This window comes from Sphingomonas sp. Leaf257 (genome assembly GCF_001422185.1).
Taxonomy (GTDB): domain Bacteria; phylum Pseudomonadota; class Alphaproteobacteria; order Sphingomonadales; family Sphingomonadaceae; genus Sphingomonas; species Sphingomonas yabuuchiae.
Genome location: NZ_LMMH01000034.1, coordinates 16,878 through 40,076, shown reverse-complemented (window position 1 = coordinate 40,076; position 23,199 = coordinate 16,878). Strand labels below are relative to the sequence as shown.

Sequence of the window (23,199 nt, the reverse complement as noted above, 5' to 3'; positions counted from 1 at the left end):
ATGTCAACGACCTTCCTCGATTTCGAGAAACCGATCGCCGAGCTTCAGAGCCGGATCGACGAGCTGCGCGATACGACTGCCGAAGGGACGGTCGATATCGGCGCGGAGATCGCCAAGCTCCAGGCCAAGTCCGATAAGCTGCTGCGCGATACCTTCACCAAGCTGACCCCGTGGCAGAAGACGCAGGTCGCGCGCCATCCGCAGCGCCCGCACTTCAAACATTATGTCGCCGGGCTGTTCGACGAGTTCGTGCCGCTGGCGGGCGACCGCGCATTCGGCGACGACCAGGCGATTATGGGCGGATTCGCGCAATTTCGCGGCCAGCGCGTGATGGTACTGGGCCATGAAAAGGGCGAGGATACCGCCAGCCGCCTCCGCCACAATTTCGGCATGGGCAAGCCGGAGGGCTATCGCAAGGCGATTCGCCTGGTCGAGCTGGCAGACCGGTTCGGTCTGCCCATCGTGACGCTGGTCGACACCTCGGGTGCGTTCCCTGGTATCCAGGCCGAAGAGCGCGGCCAGGCGGAAGCCATTGCGCGCTCGACCGAGGCCTGTCTGGCGGCGGGCGTACCGGTCGTCTCGGCGATCGTGGGCGAAGGCGGCTCGGGCGGCGCGGTGGCGCTGGCGGCGGGCAATCGGGTGCTGATGTTCGAGCATGCGGTCTATTCGGTCATTAGCCCCGAGGGTTGCGCCTCGATCCTGTGGCGCACCGCCGATAAGGCATCGGATGCGGCCGAGGCGATGCGCGTCACCGCGCAGGACCTGAAGCATTTCGGCGTGATCGATACAATCGTGTCGGAGCCGGTCGGGGGCGCGCACCGCGACCCCGCGGGTGCGATCGCCAATCTGGGCGATGCGGTCGAAAAGGCGCTGGGCGAACTGGGTGGCCTGGGCCGGGACGAGCTGAAGCGCGGGCGTGCCGCCAAGTTCCTGGCGATGGGGCGGCTCTGACCGCACAACGGACGCAAAAGAGGGGGCGGTCAACCTAGTTGACCGCCCCCTCTTGATTTGCGCGTTCGGCGTGGGCAGGTATGACGATGAACGCTATACCTGCCTATGCTATTACTGCGACGGCGGGTTCGCCAGCTTGTTGCTGACGTTGGTGAACGTCGTGTTCAGCGTGGTGCCGATGGTCTTCATGGCACCGATCGCCGCAACCGCGATCAGGGCGGCGATCAGGCCGTATTCGATGGCCGTCGCGCCCTTGTTGTTCTTCAGCATCTTGCGAAACGTCTTCATTCCGGTCTCCGTTCAGTCCTGATTTGATCGATCACCCGGCTGAGCCGGAGCGCCGGTTCAGCTTTTGGCGCTTTACCGGCCCACTGGTTAAAAAGGTTTGAAGACAGCGATTTCGCCGCTGGATTTAGCGGCTTGCGAGACTCAGCTCGGTGGCGATGCGCTCGCACAGCGACTCAAGGCTGAGGCCCATCTGGGAAAGGCTGCCGAAGATCGCGAGAATAACGACGGTCACGATCAATCCATATTCCACCGCCGACGCGCCGCGCCTATCGGCTAACAGGCGTTGCAGCATCGTTCGGATCGCGCGCGCACTCATGATGCCGCTACGTACGCGCCCGAGGTTAAGAAATGATCGACAGTCCGACTTTGCCCGTTTTGTTTCCCGTCGTTGCCGCCGCGTTGGTCGATGAGAATGGCCGCGTGCTGTTGCAGCGGCGCCCGGCGGGCAAGGCGCTGGCGGGGCTATGGGAGTTTCCGGGCGGCAAGCTGGAGCCCGGCGAGACGCCCGAGGCAGCGCTGGTCCGCGAGTTGCAGGAGGAACTGGCGATCACGGTCGCAGCCGAAGCGTTGGAACCGGCGGGTTTTGCGACCGAGCCATTGCCCGGTCGCCATCTGCTCTTGCTGCTTTACGTCATCCGGGCCTGGTCGGGCACGCCGGTCGCGCTGGAGGCGGATGGGCTGACCTGGTGTCAGCCCGCCGACATGCATGCCTGGTCCATGCCGCCCGCCGATGGGCCGCTGGTCCGCCAGCTCGCCGCCTATCTGGCGGACAGCAGCAGTTCGGATGCCGCGCCCGACAGCGGAACGGTATAGCCGCCCCGCTCGAACGTACCCCGCTCGGGGCGATAGGCACGGCCGCCGGGCGTCGTCGTCTCGACGAACAGACGCGCGGCGGGCGTGTCGTCCGTCGCCGGATCGAGGGTCAGGCGAACCGCGCCGGTCGCCGGCTCATAATCGACCGCCTTGAACTTCCCCGCTTCCAGCGTCAGCCATAGTCCGGCGGGGGCGACGAAAACCCGCGCGCGGGCACCGTCATGCGGCTCGACATGAACCTGTCCGCCCTTCTGCGACAGGTTGCCGCCATAGGACAGCCAGCCCAGCGTCGGATCGTTCACCACATAGGTGGCCGCGGCATAGGCATGGCCGAAAAAGCCCATGCCATAATCGCCGCTATACGGGTCCCACTCCATCCGATCGGGCCAGCTGTGGAAGGCGGCGGAGGATGCGCCATTCTGGTCGATATTGGTGATGCCGCCCAGCAACCCGCCATAGGCAACACGCAGCAAATGCATGTCGGTGGGATTGCGCCGGAACGAGTCGAACAGCGGAATGGCGTTCAACGTCGAGCCGTAATGATGGATCTGCCGCTCCAGCCGGGAATATTTGCCGCCGTACAGAAAGTCCCAATAGCGCCGGGCATTGCCGTTATAACCCCAGTGCGGAATCGACGGGTCATAGCCCAAGATGACCTCGCGCGTGACGTCGGCCTGCGGACCGTAACCGAAATAGCGCATCCAGGCATAGACCTCGGCCTGACCGGTCGAATCCCAGGCCATCTCGCTGCCGAATGGATATTGCAGGGTGCGCCAGTGATCCGCACGGCCCTTCATCAGGCGTTCGACCTCGGCCGCCTTGTCGGTCCAGCCCTCTCGCTTCAGGTCGGTCAGGATGTCGACGAAGACGTCGCCCTCCATCAGCCCGAACTGGGCATAATGCGGCGCGTCGCGCATCATCGCGACGATCGTCCGATAGGCATGGTCGAGATACCATGACCAGTCATGCACCCGCGTCAGCCCGGCATGGTTGCGCGCGATCCGGTATAGCGCCCAATGCCCCGCCGCGACGTGCGGATAATTGTACGCCCGGCCGAGGTCGTCGGCCTGATCCTTCTTCCATGAGGTCCAGCTCTTCCAGTCCGTTTCCGGCTTGTAGAGGTCGGGGAAAGCGGCCGGGTCGTAATAGAACAGGCTCTTCTTCACGCCTCCGGCCTGGGGTCTGCTTGCGACTTGGAGCCGCCCGACGATCGTCTTGTCGACCAGCTCCTCGATCCGCGCGATTTCGGTCGCGTTGGGATTGTCGAGCTGCTTCATCACCGCCGCGACCCAGCTGCCAGCGCCGCCCTCGTCGCTCATTCCCGAGATCCACACACGCGGATCGGCGGTGACGATGCGATCCGCCTCGCGATCATAGGTCAGGATGGCGGGGGAGCGGCCGAAGGGATCGCCCTTGCCTTCGAACCATTGTTTCGTCGTCGAGAAGCGGCCCAGATCGGCCATGGTCTGCTCTAGCGGCTTGGTGACGAAATACTGGACCGTCTGGACGGTGCCATCGGCATAGGTGAGGGTCAGGCGCGCCCGACCCCATTGGCGCCCGCGCACCGATAGTCGGGTCCAGCCTGGCTTGCCGGGTGTCTTCGTGACATCGAGCGCGCCTGCCGGATAGCTGGCGATGCCGGTGATCGCGGAAGGAGACCGCACGAACAGCGCCGCCTCGAGATCGGTCGGCACGACATAGCCCGGCACGCCGACCACGACGGGCCGTCCCTGCGCCGTCAGCGTCGGTTCGATCGCGCGAATGCTGGGCGCGGTGACGAGGCGCAGGCCGATCTTGCGGCTCTGGCCCGGAGCCAGGGTGAAGCTGGTCGCCTCGTTCCAGGGCGCACCCGCCTTGGCCCAATCGGTCTGGGCATAGGCGGCGCTGGCGATGGTCCAGTCGTAAAAGCCTTCCGAGGTCTGTGTGCGCGGGCTCGCCTCCGAAATTACCGCCTGGCCCTTGGTCTCGCGCAACGTCGGGATCGGGACATAGGCCTCCAGCGGCGTGGCGCGTTCGGGCAGGACGAGCAGGGCCGGGCCTGCGCCGTTCAACCGCGTGACCTGCACATAGCCCGCATCGCGACCGATATAGGGATCGGCGAAGCTGGCCTGGGCATGGGCCTGTTCCAGTGTCCGGTCGGAAATGATGTTGTCGAACACCATCGGCAGACCGAGCCCACCGACCTCGACCGGCGCGTGGGAGGTGTTGGTCAGCGTGAAGCGCAGGGCAGGCGTGCCCTTGTCGTTCACCCATTCCCGCACGATCCGCAGCGGCATGCCGGCGCCCATCGACCCGCCGATGTCCGCCGCCGCCAGCACCGCGCCGCGCACGGGCAGCGCCCGCACCGGTCGACGTTCGCGCGAAGACGAATAGTCCTGCCATGCACCTCCGCCCTGGCGGAGACGCAAATGAATGTCGCCCAGATGATTATAGCCATTGCCTGCGCGTTCCTTGGCGCGGCCGATGGGCAGGAAGTCGAAGCCGGGCGTCGCGATCGGCGAAAGGCCACGCGCGGTCTGGCTGACCGGGTCGAGGATCAGGTGGAACGCGCCGACCCGGAAACGGGAATTTGCGGCCTTCTGCGATGCACTGGCTATCTTCCGGGGGGTAGCGCCACCCGCGTCATGCGCGCTCGCCGCGATCGAAAGCGTGGCCAACGTGACGGGCAAAAGGCGGATAAGGCTCTGGCGCATGACGATAAAATCCCTGACCTCGGGAAGCTCCTCTGCGGGACCATCGCAATTGACCCCCCTCCCGTTCTGTCTATATTGGTATACAGTATTACCGGGAGAGCAAGATGCTGCGGTCGAGCAGACGCGAATGGATGCAGGGGGCGGCAGGCGTCGCGTTGATGGGAATGGCGACCCGCGCGGTGGGGGCTGCGCCGTCGCTTCTTCCGGCCAAGGCCGAGCCTTTGCCGCTATCGGCGGTGCGGTTGCGCCCCTCGGTCTATGCGACCGCCGTCGAGACCAACCGTCGCTATCTTTACCGTCTGAGCCCCGATCGCCTGCTCCACAATTTCCGCGCCTATGCCGGGCTGGAGCCGAAGGCCGCGATCTATGGCGGCTGGGAAAGCGACACGATCGCGGGCCATACGCTGGGCCATTACATGTCGGCGTTGGTGCTGACCTGGCAGCAGACCGGCGACACCGAGATGCGCCGTCGCGCCGACTATATCGTCGCCGAACTGGCCGAGGCGCAGGCCAAGCGTGGCACCGGTTATGTTGGCGCGCTGGGGCGCAAGCGGGCCGACGGCAAGGTGGTCGATGGCGAGGAAATCTTCCCCGAGATCATGGCGGGCAAGATCAAGTCGGGCGGCTTCGACCTCAACGGTTCCTGGTCGCCGCTCTATACCGTGCACAAGCTGTTCGCGGGTCTGCTCGACATCCATGGCGGCTGGGGCAACGCGCAGGCGCTGGACGTCGCGGTCAAGCTGGGCGGTTATTTCGCACGCGTCTTTGCCGCGCTCGACGATGCGCAGATGCAGACGGTGCTGGGGTGCGAATATGGCGGGCTGAACGAAAGCTATGCCGAGCTTTACCAGCGGACCGGCGACCGTCAGTGGCTCGCGCTCGCCGAGCGTATCTATGACCGCAAGGTGCTCGACCCGCTGGTCGCGGGCGAGGACAAGCTGGCGAATTTCCACGCCAATACGCAGGTGCCCAAGCTGATCGGGCTGGCGCGTATCCATGAGATCACCGGCAAGCCCGAACCCGCCAAGGGGGCCAGCTTCTTCTGGGAAACCGTCACCGGCCATCACAGCTATGTCATCGGCGGCAATGCCGACCGCGAATATTTCTCCGAACCCGATACGATCGCGCGGCACGTCACCGACCAGACGTGCGAGCATTGCAACACCTATAATATGATGAAGCTGACCCGGCATCTCTATGGATGGCAGCCGGACGGGCGCTATTTCGACTATTACGAACGCGCGCATCTGAACCACGCGATGGCCGCCCAGCATCCGCAGAATGGCGGCTTCACCTATATGACGCCGCTGATGAGCGGCGTGGCGCGCGAGTTCTCGACCGACAAGGACGACGCCTTCTGGTGTTGCGTCGGGTCGGGGATGGAGGCGCATGCCAAGCATGGCGAGTCCATCTTCTGGCAGGGCGGCGATACCTTCTTCGTCAATCTCTACATCCCGGCCGAGGCGCGGTGGGAGAAGCGCGGTGCGGTCGTGACGCTCGACACCGCCTATCCAATGGAAGGGCAGGCGACGTTGAGCTTCACGCGGCTCGACCGGCCGGGGCGCTTCCCGCTGGCGCTGCGTGTGCCGGGCTGGGCGAACGGGCAGGCGCAGGTCGAGGTCAATGGCCAAGCCGTGTCCCCGCGCTTCGAGCGAGGCTATGCCGTGGTCGATCGCCGATGGAAGACCGGGGATACGGTTTCGATCCGCCTGCCGCTCGACCTTCGGGTCGAGACGACGCCCGGCGACGATAGCGTCGTGGCTGTCCTGCGCGGACCGATGGTGATGGCCGCCGACCTGGGCGGGCGCGAGGACAAGTGGGACTCGCTCGACCCGGTGCTGGTCGGCGCCAATCCGCTGGCGAGCTTCACCGCCGCCGATCCGGCGACCGCGCGATACAGGACGGCGGGGGTCTTCCGTCCGGCAGACCTCAGCTTCGTGCCCTTTTATAGCCAATACGACCGCCGCAGCGCCGTCTATTTCAAGCGTTTCACCGAGGCGGGATGGAAGACGCAGGAGGCGGCGTTCCTGGCCGATCAGGCCCGGGCACGCGATATCGCCGCGCGCTCGGTCGATGTCATGCATCTGGGCGAGATGCAGCCGGAGCGTGACCACGGCCTGACCTCCGACATCTCCTACCCCGTGTCCTATCGCGGGCGGCAGGGGCGTGATGCGCGGTCGGGGGGCTATTTCGAGTTCACCATGGCGGTGCGCCCCGGCCCGATGATCCTGCAAGGCACCTATTGGGGCGAGGAGCGGGCGCGGGACTTCGACATTCTGGTCGACAATGTGAAGGTCGCCACCCAACATCTGGAGAATGACAAGCCGGGCGCGTTCTTCGACGTCGAATACCCGCTGCCGCCCGCGCTGACGGCGGGCAAGAAGAACGTGCGTGTTCGGATCGTGCCGCATGATCGCAGCACGGCGGGACCGATCTTCGGCATGCGGCTGTTCGCGGCCAAGGCGGGGGCGGTGGCGTGAGCGGCGTGCGGATGACCCTGGACGAATTGCGCACGCTGGCGCGGGCCAAGCTGCTGGGCGCGGGGCTGGCCCCCGCCCATGCCGAAGCGGTGGCCGAGACGATGGTGGCGGGCGAGCGCGATGGATGCACCTCGCACGGTATCTACCGCCTGCTGGTCGCGGTCTCCAGCATTCAAAAGGGCGTGGTCGTCCCCGATGCCGAGCCGGTGCTGTCCCATCCTGCCCGCGCGCTGGTCCGTGTCGACGGCGGCGGCGGCTTTGCGCAACTGGCCTTCCAGACCGGCAAGTCTGCGTTGATCGAAAAGGCGAAGGCCAACGGCATCGCCGCGCTGGCGCTTAACAATGTCGTGCATTTTGCCGCGCTCTGGCCCGAGGTCGAGGAACTGGCCGAGGCCGGGCTCGTTGCGCTGGCCTTTACGCCCAGCCATGCCTGGGTCGCGCCCTCGGGCGGGGCCGAGCCGGTGTTCGGCACCAATCCCGTCGCCTTCGGCTGGCCGCGCCCGGATGGGCCGCCCTTCGTGTTCGACTTCGCAACCTCCATGGTCGCGCGCGGCGAGATTGAACTCCATCGCCGGGCGGGCAAGAGCGTGCCCGATGATTGGGGCGTCGATGCCGATGGCAGGCCGACCACCGACCCGGCCGCGATCCTGTCGGGCGCGATGCGCACTTTTGGCGGGCATAAGGGATCGGCGCTGGCGGCGATGGTCGAACTGCTCGCCGGGCCGCTGATCGGCGACATGACCAGCCGCGAGTCGATCGAATGGGATGGCGGGCGCGGCGGCTCGCCGCTGGGTGGCGAGTTGATTATTGCCATCGATCCCAGAGGCTTCCTAGGCGATCTTCTTTCCGAAAATCAGGATCGGGCCGAGGCGATGTTTGCCGCGATCACGGGGCAGGGGGCACGGCTGCCCTCCGCCCGCCGCTATACCGCGCGTCAGGTGTCGCTGGTCGGGGGGGTCGAGATTTCGGCCGATCTCTACCGCGACGTGACGGCGCTGAAGGGTTGAGCAAAGGGGTTATGAGCATGACGAACCGCATCGGATGGCTGCTGGCGGGGGTCGCTCTGACGGCGATGCCGCTGGGCGCCGCACAGGCCAAGGGCCGCCCCCAGGTCGCAAGCAAGCAGGCCGCTACGCCGGACGCGCGGTTCCGCGCGCTGTCGGATGCTGAGTATCAGTGGCGGATCAGCCAGAGTGCCGCCGACGACGACAGCGGCAGCGCGGGCTCGCGGCAATTGCCCGATGTCGGCCCCGCCGCCCAGGCCGCGCGGCTGGCGCGTTGGGAAGCGACCGCCAAGGCCCTGGATGCGATCGATCCGGCCAGGCTCTCCCCCGATGTGCGCACCGACTATATGGTCTATCGTGGCCAGATCGACGCGTTGCTCGCGGCGCAGCGGTTCCGTGAATATGAAAAGCCGCTCAATTCGGACACCAGCTTCTGGGGCAATCTGGCCAGTTGGGCACGGGGCAGCTTTACCAAGGAAAGCCAGTATCGCGACTATATCGCGATGCTCCGCCAGATGCCGCGCTATTACGACCAGCAGATCGCGAACATGCGGGCCGGTCTCGCGCGGGGCTTCACCGTGCCGCGCGTCACGCTGAAGGGACGCGAGATCGGCGTCGCGCAGGTGGTCGATGCCGGAACCGGCGATGCCCAGCCCTTTTACGAGCCGTTCAAGACCATGCCCGTCAGCATGGCGCCCGCCACCGTCGCGGCGCTGCGGGCCGACGCCTTGGTGGCGATCCGGGACGACGTGCTGCCCGCGCATAGGCGGCTGCTGACCTTCCTGCGCGAGGACTACATCCCCCATGCCCAGGCCAGCACGGCAGCCTATGACCTGCCCGATGGGCAGGCCTATTACCGGTCCAAAATTCGCGAATATGTGACCGCCGACATGACGCCCGAACAGGTCCATGCAGTCGGCCTGTCCGAGATGCAGCGGATCCGCGCCCGGATGGACGGCGTGATGAAGGAGGTGAAGTTCCAGGGCGACCTGCCCGCGTTCCTGTCCTTCCTGCGCACCGACCCGCGCTTCTATGCGAAGACGCCGCAGGAGCTTCTCGACAAGGCCGCCTGGATCGCGAAGGGCTTTGACGGGGTCGCGGCCCAATGGATCGGCCATTTGCCGCGCAGCCGCTTTGCGATCAAACCCGTGCCTGCGGACCAGGCGCCCTTCTACACCTCCGGGCGTGGCGGGCCGGGCATCTATCTGGTCAACACCTATGACCTGCCCTCGCGGCCGCTCTACGCGCTGCCCGCGCTGACCCTGCACGAAAGCGCGCCGGGTCATGCCTTCCAGATGCCGCTGGCCGCCGAGAACAAGAATTTGCCTGCCTTCCGCCGCGACAATTATCTGTCGGCCTATGGCGAAGGCTGGGCGCTCTATTGCGAGGCGCTGGGCGAGGAAATGGGGTTCTACAAGGATCCCTATGACCGCTTCGGAATGCTGTCCTATCAGGCGTGGCGGGCCGCGCGGCTGGTCGTCGACACGGGCGTCCACGCCATGGGCTGGAGCCGCGAAAAGGCGCAGGCCTATCTTCGCGACAATACCGCCCTGTCCAATCACGAGATCGAAACCGAGGTCGATCGCTATATCGCATGGCCGGGTCAGGCGCTGTCCTATTATATGGGGCAGCTTGCCTTTCAGCGGGCACGGGCCAAGGCCGAAAAGGCACTGGGGCCGAAGTTCAATATCCGCGCCTGGCACGATGCGATGCTGCAACTGGGCTATGTTCCGCTGCCGGTCATCGACCAGCGGACCGATCGCTTCATCGCCGAAGGGGGCAAGGGGCCATATCCCGACGAGGAATGACGATTGACCACGCGGATATGACGCGCTAAACAGTATACGATATCTAAAACAATGGCAGGAAAACAAATAGTGAGCATCGGCTGGCGCGGCGTATTCCCCGCAGTGACGACCCAGATCCGCGAGGATATGTCGATCGATCTCGCCGACACGCAGCGCGTCGTCGACGATCTGGTCAATGACGGCGTGACCGGCGTGATTGCGCTCGGCACGGTCGGCGAGAACAACTCGCTCGACTATGACGAGAAGGTCACGGTCCTGACCGCCATCGTCGAGGCGGTGGCGGGCCGCGTGCCCGTGATCACCGGCTGCTCGGAATATGACACGCGCCGTGCGGTGCGTTACGCGCAGGCGGCCGAAAAGGCCGGGGCCGATGGCCTGATGCTGCTGCCGCCGATGGTCTATGTGCCCAAGGCGCATGAGCTGGTGAACCACTTCAAGGGCGTGGCCGACCAGACCGGCCTGCCGATCATGCTGTACAACAACCCGCCCGCGTACCGCACGGTCATCGACCAGTCGGTGCTGGAAGCGCTGGTCGATGTGAAGAACATCGTCGCGGTCAAGGAATCGGCCCCCGACACGCGCCGCTTCACCGATTTCCGCAACGCGTTTGGCGATCGCTACACCCTGTTCGCCGGTCTGGACGACGTGGCGCTCGAAGGGCTGTATCTGGGCGCGCAGGGCTGGGTTTCGGGCCTGACCAATGCCTTCCCGAAGGAGTCGGTCGAACTGGTCGCGGCGTTCGACCGTGGCGATCATGCCAAGGCGATGGAAATCTATCGCTGGTTCATGCCGCTCCTCCACCTCGATGCCGAGCATGACCTGGTCCAGTCGATCAAGCTGGCCGAGCAGGTGATGGGCCGTGGTTCGGAGCGCGTCCTGCCGCCGCGTTATGTCCTGGAAGGCGAGCGCCGCGCAGAGGTGATCGCGATGGTCGAAAAGGCCGCCGCGACCCGCCCGGACCTGGGCCAGGCCAAGGCCGCCTGATGGCGACGGCGCTCTCGCTACCGGACGTCGCCCTGGATGACGGGCGTCATCGGGGCGAGGGCGTCATCGTCGTGCAGACCCTGGCGGATCGCATTTTCGCGATCATACGCGAACGGATCATCGCGGGGGCCATCCCCGCCGATCGAACGATCCGCCAGGATGCGCTGGCCGCCGAACTGGGCGTCAGCAAGATACCGCTGCGCGAGGCGATGGCCCGGCTGGAGCAGGAGGGGCTGCTCCACGGCGTCGCCAATCGCGGCTATATGATCAGCGCGCTATCCGCCGCGCAGGCGGAGGATATTTACGGCCTGCGTCTCAAGCTGGAACCGGCGGCCGCCGCGCGCGCTGCGTTCGTCGCCGATGCCGATGACCGCGCCGCCCTGATCGCGGCATTCGAGGCGCTCGACCAGGCGGCGGCCAGCGATCTGGCGCGCGTCGCCATCTGCAATCGTCGCTTTCACATGGCCATGGTCCGCCCGACGCGGCAGCCCCTCACCATCCAGCTGATCCGTCAACTCGCGCTGCTCGCGGAACGCTATGTCGTCGCGCATCTGCAGCCCGCCGGACGCGACGCGCGGGCGCATCTGGAGCATCGCGAACAGCTCGATGCCTTTCTTGCGCGTGACACCGACCGGGTTAAAGCATTGCTTGATACGCATATCCGGTCCACCCTGATGGACCTGAAAGGCGGGTTCGCGCCCGTCGAGTGACAATGACAAGCCCATGGGGCGGGGGGATTTTTCGACGATGTTCGGACCGAGGAAATCGCTGGGCAGCGTGACCCAGCATGCGGAGGGGCAGGCGCTGGCCAAAACGCTCAGCTGGCCGCACCTGATCGCATTGGGGGTCGGCGCGATCGTCGGCACCGGCATCTACACGCTGACCGGCGTCGGGGCGGAGCGGGCGGGACCTGCCGTCATCCTGGCCTTCGCCATTGCGGGCGCGGTCTGCGCCTGCGCCGCGCTCGCCTATGCCGAGCTGGCCACGCTGATCCCGGCGGCGGGCAGCGCCTATACCTTCAGCTATACCGCGCTCGGCGAAACCCTTGCATGGGTCGTCGGGTGGAGTCTGATCCTTGAATATTCACTGGCCTGCTCGACCGTGGCAGTCGGCTGGTCGGGTTATCTGGTCGGCTGGATCCAGGCGGCGGGGGTGCATCTGCCGCCCGAGCTGCTGTCGGGCCCGCATGGCGGCGGCATCATCAACCTGCCGGCCGTGCTGGTCGCGTTGTCGGTGATGGGCATGCTGGTGGCGGGTACGCGGGAGAGCGCGACGCTGAACATCATTCTCGTCGTCGTGAAGCTCGTCGCGCTGGGCGTCTTCGTCGCCTTTGCCCTTCCGGCGTTCAACAACGCCAATCTCCATCCCTTCATGCCGTACGGCTTTGGTGCAACCGAAGTGGACGGGGCCAAGCGCGGCGTGATGGCGGCCGCCGCGATCGTGTTCTTCGCCTTTTACGGCTTCGACGCGGTGGCGACCTCGGCCGAGGAAGCCAAGAACCCCGGCCGCGACCTGACCATCGGCATCGTCGGGTCGATGCTGGTGTGTACGCTGATCTATATGGCGGTGGCGGTCACGGCGGTGGGCGCGCTGCCCTTCCTGCAACTCGCCAATTCGCCCGAGCCGCTGGCGCTCGTCCTGCGTTCGCTCGGCCAGCCTACGGCGGCGCACCTGATCGCCCTGGCCGCCGTCATCGCGCTGCCCTCGGTCATCCTGGTGATGATGTATGGCCAGAGCCGTATCTTCTTCACCATGGCGCGTGACGGCCTGTTGCCACAGCCACTGGCGGTGGTCAGCAAGCGCAGCGGCGCGCCGACCCGCATCACGCTGGTGACGGGCGTGTCGATCGCCATCGTTGCCGGAATCTTCCGCCTCGACGAGATTGCCGAGCTGGCCAATGCGGGCACGCTGCTCGCCTTCATCGCGGTCGGGGCCTGTTTGATGGTCCTGCGGCGCCGGGCACCTGAGGCCAAGCGGCTGTTCCGTTGCCCGCAGCCCTATCTGGTCGGCACGCTCGCCATTCTGGGCTGCATCTACCTGCTGTTCAGCCTGCCGAGCGCGACAATTATCCGCTTCATCATCTGGAACCTGGCGGGTCTGGCCTTCTACTTCGCCTATGGGCGTCAGCGCAGCGCCCTGGCCAAGGGCTGAACCCCGACCAGAGGTTGGGCGGGGCGGCCGAACAGATAACCCTGGGCCTGGGGGCATCCTTCCTCCAGCGCCATGCGATGCTGTTCGGCCGTCTCGACCCCTTCGGCGACGACGGGCAGGTTCAGGCTCTGCCCCAGCCTGACGATCGCCCGGACGATCGAGCGCGCGGCGGCATCGGTGGCGACGCCCGACGCGATCCCCTTGCGCGTCGCCTGGGTCAGGCCACGCAGGTCGGTGAGAAGTCGGTCCAGCAGTGCCGCCGCGACAAGGGCAACCACAATGGTCGCCGTCACCAAGCCCACCAGGCGTGCCAGGTTGAGTGGCTGTAGCGGATGAAGGCCCGGATCGACGACCACGCCACCGGGCACCAGCGTCGTGGCCGTCATCCCGCCGAAATGCAGGACGACGATCCCCAGGGCCGCGACGCCGACGGACAGGGCGGTACGGCCCCGTCCAGGCATCCGCACATGGATATGGAATGCATCCGTCAGCAGCAGCATGGCACCCAGAAATGCAGCCGCCAGCCCCTAGGGGTCATAGCGAATCTGCGCCGGGACGATCAGCGCTGCCATGCCGATCAGATGCATGGCACCAATCCCGATCATGGTCAGCCCGCCAACGGCCAGACAACCGGCCAGGTCACGCCTTCGCCGGATATGGCCAAGCGCGATCCAGATGGTCAGGCAGGGCGCCGCGATCGACGTCAGCGTCAGGGGAAGATCTAAGCCCAGCGGCAACGGATCCCGATAGGCAAGCATCGACAGGAAATGCGTGCACCAGATGCTGACGCCGCCCGTGATCGCGGCCAGCGCCACCCAATTGCGTCGGCGGACCTCGACGCACTCCTCGGCCCGGTCGTGCAGCAGGAACACAGCGATCAGTCCCAGCGCGCACACGCCCAGAGCGGGCAGCATCAGCCAGGGATCATGCTCCCGATAATGCACCCCATGATTTCGAGCATCATATGCGCCATTCCCCCGGCGACACTTGTTCCGAAGGCCATTGCAAAAAACGTAATATAGGTCCGAAAGCGGACCATTGTCCTTTCGTGTGGGAAGGGCTTTCCAAACCGCCTCCGAAATTCTATACCGAACGTTATGGAAAATGCTCTGCCCGCGTGTAAGGGCCGCCCGCGTGAATTCTGCACCGACCAAGCCTTGGCCTCCGCGCTCCGTGTATTTTGGAGCAAGGGCTATGAGGGCGCGTCGATGGCCGACCTGACCGAGGCGATGGGCATCACCAAACCCAGCCTTTATGCCGCGTTCGGCAACAAGGAGGCGCTGTTCCACAAAGCGCTCGACCTCTACGAGGCGGAGAAGCTCGCCTATATCCGCGAAGCGCTGGGTCAGCCCACGGCACGTGGCGTCGCCGAGCATCTGCTGCGCGGTGCGCTGAAGGCCATGACCAGCCAATGGGAGCCGAAGGGCTGCCTGGGCGTGATCCACTCGGTTGCCTGCGGATCGGAAGCCGAGTCGATCAAGGCGGAAGTGGTGGCGCGGCGGGCATCGTCGCAGGCGGCGATCGTCGGGCGTTTCCAGCGCGCGGTGGACGAGGGCGATATGCCTGCCGGTGTCGATCCGGCGGGACTGGCCAACCTGATCTTCGCCGTGTTGCAGGGCATGGGCGTCCAGGCCGGGTGCGGTGTCTCTTCGGAGCAGCTGCAATCGATGGTCGACGCGGCATTGGCGCTATGGCCTTCGCGCTAAGCCGAATTTTTTAATACCGGTTGGTATGAAAGTCATTGACGCCTGTACGGCGCATTAATATACCAGCCGGTATGGAAGGTGATCCTCACCTTCGTGATTGAAATGGCGAGACAGCAGGCAGGGCGGCCCGGTGCCGCTTCCTCGGGCGAGCGTGATGCTGGCCGGGGCAGGATGTCCCGCGCAAAAAGGGGTTTGCATCATGGCCTATGTCGCTTTTCAAGAAATCGGTGCCGCACGGATCGCCGTCGATGCCGCCATCGCACAGCAGGGCGCGGCGGCTATCCGCCCCGATGCCCGTCTGTCGGCCCTCGAATGGCAGGTCGTCGCGCTCGCCCGCCGCGACCGCCTGTCCAGCCTGCGCGAGCCGACCAAGCTGATCCGCGCGATCGGCAGCATCTTCGGCGAGACCCGCAACCCGCGCTTGGCCGATCCCTCGCTGGAGGCGCTGCGCCGGATGGCGGTGTTGAGCTGGCATCATGGCTATAGCGTGCCCTCGCACGAGGTTCGTGCCTTCCTGGCCGCCGGCTACACGCCGGACCAGTATGAACTGATGGTCGACAGCATCGCGACCGCGCTCAGCGATTCGCGTAGGCTGGCCCGGCCCATGGCGGCCGAGTAAAGATGAGGTGAGGCGGGGGTGCGTCCGTCACCCCTTGCCCTTCCCCGAAACTGACGTACCTTGTGGGGATCAGTGACGGAGAAGACCATGGCGGCCGAACTGCGTCTGAGCGACCCCTTCTCGATCATCACCCTGCCGGTGGTGGAGCCTGACATGGGCAAATCCGTCGGCGAGCGCGCCATGCCGTGGGAAAGCCTGTTCGCCTGGCCCCGGCAGGGCGATCTGCAACTCCCCTTTGACGACGGATCGCGGGAATCCCGCGATATCTGGGCGACTCGGCTGGACCATGCGGTGGCGCATGCCGACAAGGCGGTGCTGCTGGTGGCCGAGGGCGCGGCTTGCTTGGCCAGCATCTGGTGGGCGCGACTGTCGCCCAGCCATTATGTGTCGAAGGTCGCGGGGGCACTGTTCTTCCAGCCGCCCGCCGCCGATTCGCTGGATCGGCAGGGCGGCCAGCTCTTCGCCTCGCCCGAGGCGGCCTTGCCCTTTCCCTCCTTGGTCGTCGACGGTGCCAATCACGGCCCGGCGCTGGCCAGCATCTGCGGTGGTCGCCTGCTGGCCCCGCCGCGCGCCACGCCGGTGCCGACCGGCATGTGGCGTCAGGCGCAGCGGCTGATCGAACGTTTCTCGGCCGGGGTGGTCGAACAGGATATGCGTGTCCTGCGCACGTTGGGCATTCCCGAACGCTGACATAAAAACGGTCCGGCGGTTTGCGTAACCGCCGGACCAGTTGATCGCCACAGGGAGCTTCCTTTGGCGAGGCAGGAGCGGTGACGAAGCCCGGTAGGGGCCCCATGCCACCGAAGGAAATTTTAGCTCGCGTTCGCGCCCCCCGGCGCCGCTTCATTGTCGAGCAGTACGTCGTTGCCGAACGTCGCATTGCCGTCGACGGGCCCTTCGTCATTGGCCAGAAGCTCGTCGTTGGCCACGCCGCCATTGTCGAGGGCGGTGCTGTTGGCAGGCTCCGATTTGGAGCACGCGGCGAGCGGGACGGCCGATGCGATCAGAAGCAGCGGAAGGGCATGGCGTCGCAACATCAATTCGGTCCCCTTGGTCGTTTATGCCGTATATCGCCGCTTATCGGCTTCTCATAGGTAATACATACTAAATCGATGGGATATAACCAACGCAAATCTTGTCGGCGGGAAAGATGGGCTTTCCTGCGATTGGCGGCAGCCCTGCTTGTCACGATTCCGGGCGGCGCATGGGCACAGGCCGTGGCGCCGCTCGACGGGAATGCCGCTCTTGCTCTGGATGCGGCGGAATATGCCAGCCTGTCCGGGCAGACGCCGATGGCGGCCGCGCACGAACTGGCGGTGCAGGAGGCGTCGGTGGCGCTGACCGACTCGCTCAAGGTGGAGTTCGCCGACCGCCTCGCGGGATTGTCGGTCGGTCATGCGCCTTTCCATATCGACATATTGCTGACCGGAGATGCGCCCGTCGCGGACCGGGTGATGCAGGTGGCGGGAAGTCCGGTGCTCGTTCGCTTCCGGACCGGCGCCTATGCCACACACCGCCAATTGGTCGTCGCACTCGCGCTTCACCAGACCGAAATCCGCGCCAGCCTGACCCAGCCGCCGGGCATCGGCGTCGATCCCCGGATCGGGGCGCTGGTCGTGATGGTGGCCCGTGCGGATGCCGAGGTGGAGCCGGGCGATGCCCTGCGTGATCGGATCGCCCGGATCGCAGGCGTGCCGGTGCGAATCGCGACGCTGGATGCGCCAGACAGCGACCTGGCCGACGTTCAAGGTGGCGCGCGGCTGACCGGTATCGATCCCGGCAATGGTCGCCGCTATGCCTGTACCAGCGGGTTCGTCGTCCGGCGCGGGAGCGGCAGTGCGATCGTGACGGCCGCCCATTGTCCCGACAATCTGGCCTGGACCGATGCCGAGCGGCGCGAGCATCCGCTGCCCTTTCTGGGGCAATGGGGATGGGGCTATCAGGACGTGCAGGTGAATGGCAGCCCGGTGTCGTTATCGCCCGCCTTTTGGAGCGACACGGCCAAGACGATAAGCCGCCGCGTCACGGGGCAGAGGAGCCGCGACCAGACCCGCGCGGGCGACATCGTCTGCCATCGCGGCGAACGGACGGGCTATAGCTGCGCCGAGGTGTGGATACCCGACTTCGCCCCCGCCGGGGATTTGTGCGGCGGCGGCTGTACCCCGACCTGGGTCGCGGTGCGGGGGCCGACCTGCCGCAGTGGGGACAGCGGCGGGCCGGTTTTCCTCGGCGGTATGGCTTACGGCATCGTCAAGGGCGGCAGCTATCGCGGCGGCGACGGCAGCTGTGCCTTTTACTATTATATGTCAGTCGATTTCCTGCCCGACGGGTGGTCTCTGGCGACCGGCTGAGGGATCGCATCGCATTGCAGCAGCGTTGGTTTTTCATCGATAGATAGCGATGAAGGCGACGGCATGAAGGCGATGATCCTCGATGCACCTGGCGGGCTGGACCGTCTGCGACTGGTCGACCGCCCCGATCCCGGTGCGCCGGGACCGGGTATGATCCGGGTGCGGCTGCACGCGACGTCACTGAATTATCACGACTATGGTGTCGTGGCGGGCCGCATGCCGACCCAGGATGGTCGTATTCCGATGGCCGATGGCGCGGGCATCGTCGAGGCGGTGGGCGAGGGCGTCCAGGACTTCGTGGCGGGCGATGCGGTCGTCTCCTGCTTCTTCCCCGACTGGCAGGAAGGGCCGCCCCGGATCGGCGACTTCTCGCGCGTGCCGGGCGACGGGATCGATGGCTATGCGTGCGAACTGGTGGTTGCCCCCGCGACCGCCTTTACCCGCGCACCGACGGGCTACAGCCATGCCGAGGCAGCGACCATCACCACGGCCGGACTGACCGCATGGCGGAGTTTGGTCGTCGATGACGGTTTGAAGGCGGGGGACCGCGTGCTGGTGCTGGGGACCGGCGGCGTGTCGATCTGGGCGCTTCAGATCGCGCGGATGATGGGCGCTCAGGTGGTCGTCACCTCGTCCTCCGACGCAAAGCTGGAACGGGCCCGCTCGCTGGGGGCCGCGCATACGATCAATTATCGCACCCACCCCGAATGGGGGAAGCTTGTCCATGACTGGGCGGGCAAGGGTGTCGACCATGTGATCGAGGTCGGCGGACCGGGTACGCTGGCCCAGTCGATCGATGCGGTTCGGATCGGCGGACATATCGGGTTGATCGGAGTGCTGACCGGCTTCGCTGGCGACGTGCCGACCGCCACCCTCATGAGCAAGCAGGCGCGACTGCAGGGCCTGATCGTCGGCAGCCGCCGGATGCAGACGGAATTCGTCCGCGCTCTGGACGATGCGGCGTTCCGGCCGGTGGTCGATCGAACCTTCGCCTTGGATGAATTGGCCGATGCATTTCGCTATCAGGAAAGCGGCGACCATTTCGCCAAGATCGCCGTGACCTTCTGATGACGGGGGACAGGACATGACGAGAGCAGGCGTCGATCCCAATTGGCCGCATGTGGTGATCGTTGGCGCGGGGTTCGGCGGGCTTGCGGTGGCGCAGCAACTGGCGCGCGCGCCGGTGCGGGTGACGGTGGTCGACCGCAATAATTACCACCTGTTCGTGCCGCTGCTCTATCAGGTGGCGACGGCCGCCCTGTCGCCCGCCGATGTCGCCGAGCCGATCCGCCATGTCCTGGGCCGCTATCCCAATATCCGGGTCGTGCTGGGCGAGGTGACGCAGGTTGATACCGATGCCCGGCACGTGGGCTTGGCCACGGGCGAGACGTTGCAATATGACCGGCTGGTCGTCGCGACGGGATCGACCAGCAGTTATTTCGGCCATGACGAATGGCGCCGCCATGCCCCCGCCTGCAAGTCGATCGAGGAAGCGCGGGTCATCCGCTCGCGCGTGCTGGGCGCGTTCGAGGAAGCGGAACGCGACGGGGCCGCGGATCGCGAGGCGCTGATGACCTTCGTCATCGTCGGCGGCGGCCCGACCGGCGTGGAACTGGCCGGGTCGGTTGCCGAGTTGGCGCGCTATGCTTTGACCTCCGATTTTCGCCGAATCCGGCCGGAGACGGCGAAGATCATATTGATCGAGGGCGGGCCGAGGATATTGGCGGCTTTCCCGGACTCACTTGCCACCTATGCCGAACGGGCGCTGGCGCGGCTGGGCGTTCGGGTGATGACGAACATGCCGGTCGAGACGATCACAGCCGAGGGGCTGACCGCCGGCGGACAATTCATCCCGGCTCGCACCGTCCTTTGGGGCGCAGGCGTGGCACCGACGGGGGCGGCCAAGCTGCTCGGCATAGCGCCGGGACCGGGCGGACGCGTGGCGGTGCGACCGGATTTGAGCGTCGAGGGGCTGGAGAATGTCTATTCGCTGGGCGATGTCGCCGCCTGCCTGGACGAAGACGGCAAGCCCTTGCCCGGCCTGGCCCAGGTCGCGCAGCAACAGGGCGAGTATCTGGGTAAGGCGTTACGGACGCAATTGACGGGCGGCGCGGCGCCCAAACCCTTCCGCTTCCACAATCGCGGCAATGCGGCGATCATCGGGCGTCACGCCGCGATCTTCGACTTCGGCCGGTTCCGGATGAAGGGCTATCCGGCCTGGATGCTCTGGGCGATCGTCCATGTCGTGCTGCTGGTCAATTTCGCGCAGCGTATCCGCGTCAGCCTGCAATGGCTGTGGCGTTATCTGACCTATCGGCGCGGTGCCCGGATCATCACCACGCCTATTGGCCGCCCGCCCGGCTGACGGGGGTCAGCGGATCAGCTGGGCGCGCAGGTCGACCAGCGTCGCGCCGATATGCTCGGTCAGGAAACCGGCCACCCGCGCCTCGTCCCGCGCCAGCCAGGCGTCGAGCAGCGCATGATGCTCCTCATGCGCGCGGTCCTCGCGACCCGCAGGCTTCAGATGCTGGACGACGTAACGTTCGGCGAGCACTTGCAACCGTTCGATCAGCTGGAAGGTCAGCGCGGCACCCAGCGGGCGGACCAGCGCGAGATGAAAGGCGCGGTTGCGGTGCGCGACCTCGTGCAATGCATCGCGCGCCGCGACATCCAGTGCGGTCAGCGCCTCACGCGCGACGGCCTGATCCTCCGCCGTCGCCACACGCGACGCACGCGCCGCCGCATCGGGTTCGAGTGCCAGGCGAAGCTCGTAAATCTCCTCCGCCTCGCGAGCGCCCAGCGAGCGGACGAAAAAGCCGCGATTGGCCTGGCTGGTCAGCAGCCCTTCCTGTTCCAGCCGGGCGAGCGCCTCACGCAGCGGGATCTTGCTGACCCCCAGCTCATTGGCCAGCGCGTCCTGCCGGATCGGTTGTTCCTCCGGCAGGTCGCCGCTGATGATACGCTCGCGAATGATCGTGAAGATCTGCTCCGACAGGGTGCGAACGACAAGGCTCATGGATTCTCTCGTGCCGACAGGCCGGGGAGAAGCCTGTAATTTAGGGGGAAATGTAACGAACAAGCCTTCAGCATAGCCCTGTTCCCCACAGCCTGCCAAGTCCGTGTCATAGACTGGGCGGCAGGGCGTCCCGAAGTTCGTTCAACCAGACCGTTGCCGTTCCGTCCGATGGCGCCCGCCAGTCCCCGCGCGGGGACAGGGCACCGCCTGCCGAGACCTTGGGACCGTTGGGCAGGGCTGAGCGCTTGAACTGGCTGGTCTGGAAGAAGCGGGTCAGGAATCGCTCCAGCCAGTGCCGGATCGTCGGCAGGTCATAGGCGACGCGCGCGTCCTGCGGCAGGTCCTCGGGCCAGCCGCCCGCTTCCGCATCATGCCATGCGTGCCAGGCGAGGAAAGCGATCTTCGACGGCTTCAGGCCATAGCGGATGACGTAATGCGCAAAGAAGTCGTTGAGCGCATAGGGGCCGATCATCGCCTCGGTGGACTGCATGGCGCCGCTGGCGTCGGCGGGAACCAGCTCGGGCGAGATTTCCTGCGCCAGGATCGCCGCCAGAACCTCGTTCGTCGCCTCGTCATATTGCCCGGTACGGATGCACCAACGGATCAGGAACTGGATCAGCGTCTTGGGCACGCCCGCATTGACCGCATAATGGCTCATCTGGTCGCCCACGCCATAGGTGCACCAGCCCAGTGCCAGCTCCGACAGGTCGCCGGTGCCCAGCACGATGCCGCCGCGCTGATTGGCGAGGCGGAACAGATAATCGGTGCGCAGGCCCGCCTGCACATTCTCGAAGGTCACGTCATGGACCGGCTCGCCCTGCGCAAAGGGGTGCTTCATGTCTTCCAGCAGCTGATGCGCGGCGGGACGGATATCGATTTCCTCTGCCGTTACCCCCAGCGAACGCATCAGCGCCCAGGCATGGGCCTTGGTGCCCGCGCCGGTGGCGAAGCCGGGCATGGTGAAGGCCAGGATACGGTCGCGCGACCAGCCCAACCGATCGGTCGCCTTGGCCGCGACGATCAACGCATGGGTGGAATCGAGCCCACCGGATACGCCGATCACCAGCGTCTTGGCGCGGCTGGCATCGAGCCGCTTGGCCAGCGCCTCGACCTGGATGTTATAGGCTTCGTAGCAATCCGCATCGCGCCGGGCGGGATCGTCGGGCACGAAGGGAAAGCGGTGAACGGCGCGTCGCAGCCCCCGATCGCTCGCCTCCGCGCCATGGACGAAGCCGATCCGGCGGAAACGCTGTTCCGGATGGCCCGCAAAGGCAGCGGCGTCGTTGAAGGTGCCGAAGCGCAGGCGCTCCTGCTCGATCCGCTCGACGTCGATATCGGCGGTGGTCAGCGCGGGTTCGCGCAGGAAACGCTCGGACTCGGCGATCGTCTCGCCCAGCTCATGGATCAGGCCTTGGCCGTCCCAGGACAGATCGGTCGTGCTCTCGCCAATGCCCGCCGCCGAATAGACATAGGCGCAAGCCGCGCGGGCGGACTGGGCGGCGGCCAGCATCGCCCGGTCGCGTGCCTTGCCGATGACAATGTTCGACGCCGACAAATTGCAGCAGATCGTCGCCCCGGCCAGCGCGCCCAGTGTCGAGGGCGGGGTGGGGGCCCAGTAATCCTCGCAAATCTCGGCATGGACGACGAAGCCGGGCACGTCTTCGGCGGCGAAGATCAGGTCGGTGCCGAAGGGCACGCTCTGGCCATCCAGCTCGATAGTCAGGCCGGTCAGCGCCGCGCCGCTCGCGAACCAGCGCTTTTCGTAATATTCGCGGTAGTTGGGCAGGAAGGTTTTGGGCACGACGCCCAAAATCCGCCCGCGTGCGATGACGACGGCGCAATTGTACAGCCGCCCGTTGCGGGGCAGCGCGGCACCGACCAGCATGACGGGCGACAGCGCCGCGCTGGCGTCCACCATCTCGCCCAGCGCCGCGAGCGTCGCCGCATGCATCGCGCCCTGCAAATGCAAATCGTCGATCGCATAGGAGGTTAGCGACAATTCTGGAAAGACGATCAGGTCGACGCCGTCTTCATCCGCCTTGCGCGCCAGATCGAGCATGGCTTGCGCATTGGCATAAGCATCCCCCACCGATGCGGCGGGCGTCGCGGCGGCGACGCGGATCAGGCCATGGGTGTGAAGCGCGTAAAAGGGGTGATCCTGCATCCTCTCGGGATAGCGACGCGGGAACGGGGGCGCTAGCCTGTGTGGGTTGCCACGGGTTAGGATGTGAGGGTTTCCCCTGGCCTTCGACTTCGCTCAGGCCGAACGGAGCGGGGGAGCGAAAGCCGGACATTCAAACACCCGTTCAGCCTGAGCGAAGTCGAAGGCCTCGCT

General features: G+C 66.0%; 22 protein-coding genes. 14 read left to right on the top strand and 8 right to left on the bottom strand.

The genetic code is table 11. From position 1 onward, the window contains the following. Entirely contained in the window at positions 1–951 is a 951-nt protein-coding gene (locus ASF14_RS16020) for an acetyl-CoA carboxylase carboxyltransferase subunit alpha (protein WP_056437330.1), read from the top strand. Positions 952–1,062: 111 nt separating this feature from the next. Here ASF14_RS16020 and ASF14_RS16015 read toward each other — a convergent pair whose 3' ends face one another. Together ASF14_RS16015 and ASF14_RS16010 are read right to left on the bottom strand one after the other, a co-directional pair. Continuing rightward, positions 1,063–1,239, bottom strand: a complete 177-nt coding sequence (locus ASF14_RS16015; RefSeq protein ID WP_056437328.1) for a Flp family type IVb pilin — start codon at positions 1,237–1,239, stop codon at positions 1,063–1,065. A 124-nt stretch (positions 1,240–1,363) separates the two neighbouring features. Beyond that, positions 1,364–1,555, bottom strand: coding sequence for a Flp family type IVb pilin (locus ASF14_RS16010; RefSeq protein WP_056437324.1), 192 nt, complete (start codon positions 1,553–1,555; stop codon positions 1,364–1,366). A 32-nt stretch (positions 1,556–1,587) separates the two neighbouring features. Between ASF14_RS16010 and mutT the strand changes: the two genes are divergently transcribed. Beyond that, the gene (gene mutT / locus ASF14_RS16005) at positions 1,588–2,052 is read left to right on the top strand and encodes an 8-oxo-dGTP diphosphatase MutT (RefSeq protein WP_056437321.1); all 465 of its coding nucleotides are present in this window, start codon (positions 1,588–1,590) and stop codon (positions 2,050–2,052) included. Here the strand turns inward: mutT and ASF14_RS16000 are convergent. Continuing rightward, positions 1,998–4,745, bottom strand: a complete 2,748-nt coding sequence (locus ASF14_RS16000) for a DUF5695 domain-containing protein (RefSeq protein WP_056437319.1) — start codon at positions 4,743–4,745, stop codon at positions 1,998–2,000. The two genes, mutT and ASF14_RS16000, sit on opposite strands and share 55 nt — an antisense overlap. A 104-nt stretch (positions 4,746–4,849) precedes the next feature. On the opposite strand from ASF14_RS16000, the gene ASF14_RS15995 reads away from it, so the two are divergent. From ASF14_RS15995 to ASF14_RS15970, 6 genes are all read left to right on the top strand, one after another. Beyond that, positions 4,850–7,225 carry a glycoside hydrolase family 127 protein gene (locus ASF14_RS15995; RefSeq protein ID WP_236697103.1) on the top strand — a complete coding sequence of 792 codons (2,376 nt, stop codon included), beginning with the start codon at positions 4,850–4,852 and terminating at the stop codon, positions 7,223–7,225. An 11-nt stretch (positions 7,226–7,236) separates the two neighbouring features. Continuing rightward, positions 7,237–8,232 carry an Ldh family oxidoreductase gene (locus tag ASF14_RS15990; protein WP_056438320.1) on the top strand — a complete coding sequence of 332 codons (996 nt, stop codon included), beginning with the start codon at positions 7,237–7,239 and terminating at the stop codon, positions 8,230–8,232. Positions 8,233–8,243: 11 nt separating this feature from the next. After that, on the top strand, positions 8,244–10,037 hold the full coding sequence (locus ASF14_RS15985) for a DUF885 family protein (RefSeq protein ID WP_082442292.1): 1,794 nt from the start codon (positions 8,244–8,246) through the stop codon (positions 10,035–10,037). Between the two features lie 69 nt (positions 10,038–10,106). Further along, complete coding sequence (locus ASF14_RS15980) at positions 10,107–11,021, top strand: dihydrodipicolinate synthase family protein (protein ID WP_056437316.1); 915 nt, start codon at positions 10,107–10,109, stop codon at positions 11,019–11,021. Then, positions 11,021–11,731, top strand: coding sequence for a GntR family transcriptional regulator (locus ASF14_RS15975; protein WP_082442291.1), 711 nt, complete (start codon positions 11,021–11,023; stop codon positions 11,729–11,731). Before ASF14_RS15980 ends, ASF14_RS15975 begins: the two co-directional genes overlap by 1 nt. Positions 11,732–11,768: 37 nt before the next feature. Further along, positions 11,769–13,172, top strand: coding sequence for an amino acid permease (locus ASF14_RS15970; protein WP_156361246.1), 1,404 nt, complete (start codon positions 11,769–11,771; stop codon positions 13,170–13,172). Here ASF14_RS15970 and ASF14_RS15965 read toward each other — a convergent pair. Next, positions 13,145–13,672, bottom strand: a complete 528-nt coding sequence (locus ASF14_RS15965; RefSeq protein ID WP_056437310.1) for an EAL domain-containing protein — start codon at positions 13,670–13,672, stop codon at positions 13,145–13,147. The two genes, ASF14_RS15970 and ASF14_RS15965, sit on opposite strands and share 28 nt — an antisense overlap. Positions 13,673–13,699: 27 nt before the next feature. Further along, positions 13,700–14,086: an MHYT domain-containing protein gene (locus tag ASF14_RS15960; RefSeq protein WP_056437308.1), complete on the bottom strand. Its 387-nt coding sequence runs from the start codon at positions 14,084–14,086 to the stop codon at positions 13,700–13,702. Positions 14,087–14,269: 183 nt separating this feature from the next. On the opposite strand from ASF14_RS15960, the gene ASF14_RS15955 reads away from it, so the two are divergent. The 3 genes from ASF14_RS15955 to ASF14_RS15945 all read left to right on the top strand — a co-directional run bounded on the left by ASF14_RS15955 (position 14,270) and on the right by ASF14_RS15945 (position 16,187). Continuing rightward, positions 14,270–14,878: a TetR/AcrR family transcriptional regulator gene (locus ASF14_RS15955; protein ID WP_056437305.1), complete on the top strand. Its 609-nt coding sequence runs from the start codon at positions 14,270–14,272 to the stop codon at positions 14,876–14,878. Between the two features lie 199 nt (positions 14,879–15,077). Next, complete coding sequence (locus ASF14_RS15950) at positions 15,078–15,497, top strand: hypothetical protein (protein WP_056437302.1); 420 nt, start codon at positions 15,078–15,080, stop codon at positions 15,495–15,497. A gap of 87 nt (positions 15,498–15,584) precedes the next feature. Further along, positions 15,585–16,187 carry an alpha/beta hydrolase gene (locus tag ASF14_RS15945; protein WP_056437299.1) on the top strand — a complete coding sequence of 201 codons (603 nt, stop codon included), beginning with the start codon at positions 15,585–15,587 and terminating at the stop codon, positions 16,185–16,187. 122 nt (positions 16,188–16,309) lie between these two features. Here the strand turns inward: ASF14_RS15945 and ASF14_RS15940 are convergent, their stop codons facing one another. Continuing rightward, on the bottom strand, positions 16,310–16,534 hold the full coding sequence (locus ASF14_RS15940) for a hypothetical protein (RefSeq protein ID WP_056437296.1): 225 nt from the start codon (positions 16,532–16,534) through the stop codon (positions 16,310–16,312). 129 nt (positions 16,535–16,663) lie between these two features. On the opposite strand from ASF14_RS15940, the gene ASF14_RS15935 reads away from it, so the two are divergent. The 3 genes from ASF14_RS15935 to ASF14_RS15925 all read left to right on the top strand — a co-directional run bounded on the left by ASF14_RS15935 (position 16,664) and on the right by ASF14_RS15925 (position 20,213). Next, positions 16,664–17,848, top strand: a complete 1,185-nt coding sequence (locus ASF14_RS15935) for a S1 family peptidase (RefSeq protein ID WP_236697102.1) — start codon at positions 16,664–16,666, stop codon at positions 17,846–17,848. A 63-nt stretch (positions 17,849–17,911) separates the two neighbouring features. Next, complete coding sequence (locus tag ASF14_RS15930) at positions 17,912–18,916, top strand: zinc-dependent alcohol dehydrogenase family protein (protein ID WP_056437294.1); 1,005 nt, start codon at positions 17,912–17,914, stop codon at positions 18,914–18,916. Positions 18,917–18,932: 16 nt separating this feature from the next. Further along, complete coding sequence (locus tag ASF14_RS15925) at positions 18,933–20,213, top strand: NAD(P)/FAD-dependent oxidoreductase (protein WP_056437291.1); 1,281 nt, start codon at positions 18,933–18,935, stop codon at positions 20,211–20,213. A 6-nt stretch (positions 20,214–20,219) separates the two neighbouring features. Here ASF14_RS15925 and ASF14_RS15920 read toward each other — a convergent pair whose 3' ends face one another. Beyond that, a complete protein-coding gene (locus ASF14_RS15920; RefSeq protein WP_056437288.1) occupies positions 20,220–20,864 on the bottom strand; it encodes a GntR family transcriptional regulator in 645 nt (214 codons plus the stop codon). Positions 20,865–20,970: 106 nt separating this feature from the next. Continuing rightward, entirely contained in the window at positions 20,971–23,028 is a 2,058-nt protein-coding gene (locus ASF14_RS15915; RefSeq protein ID WP_056437286.1) for an NAD(+) synthase, read from the bottom strand. Positions 23,029–23,199 lie beyond the last annotated feature (171 nt).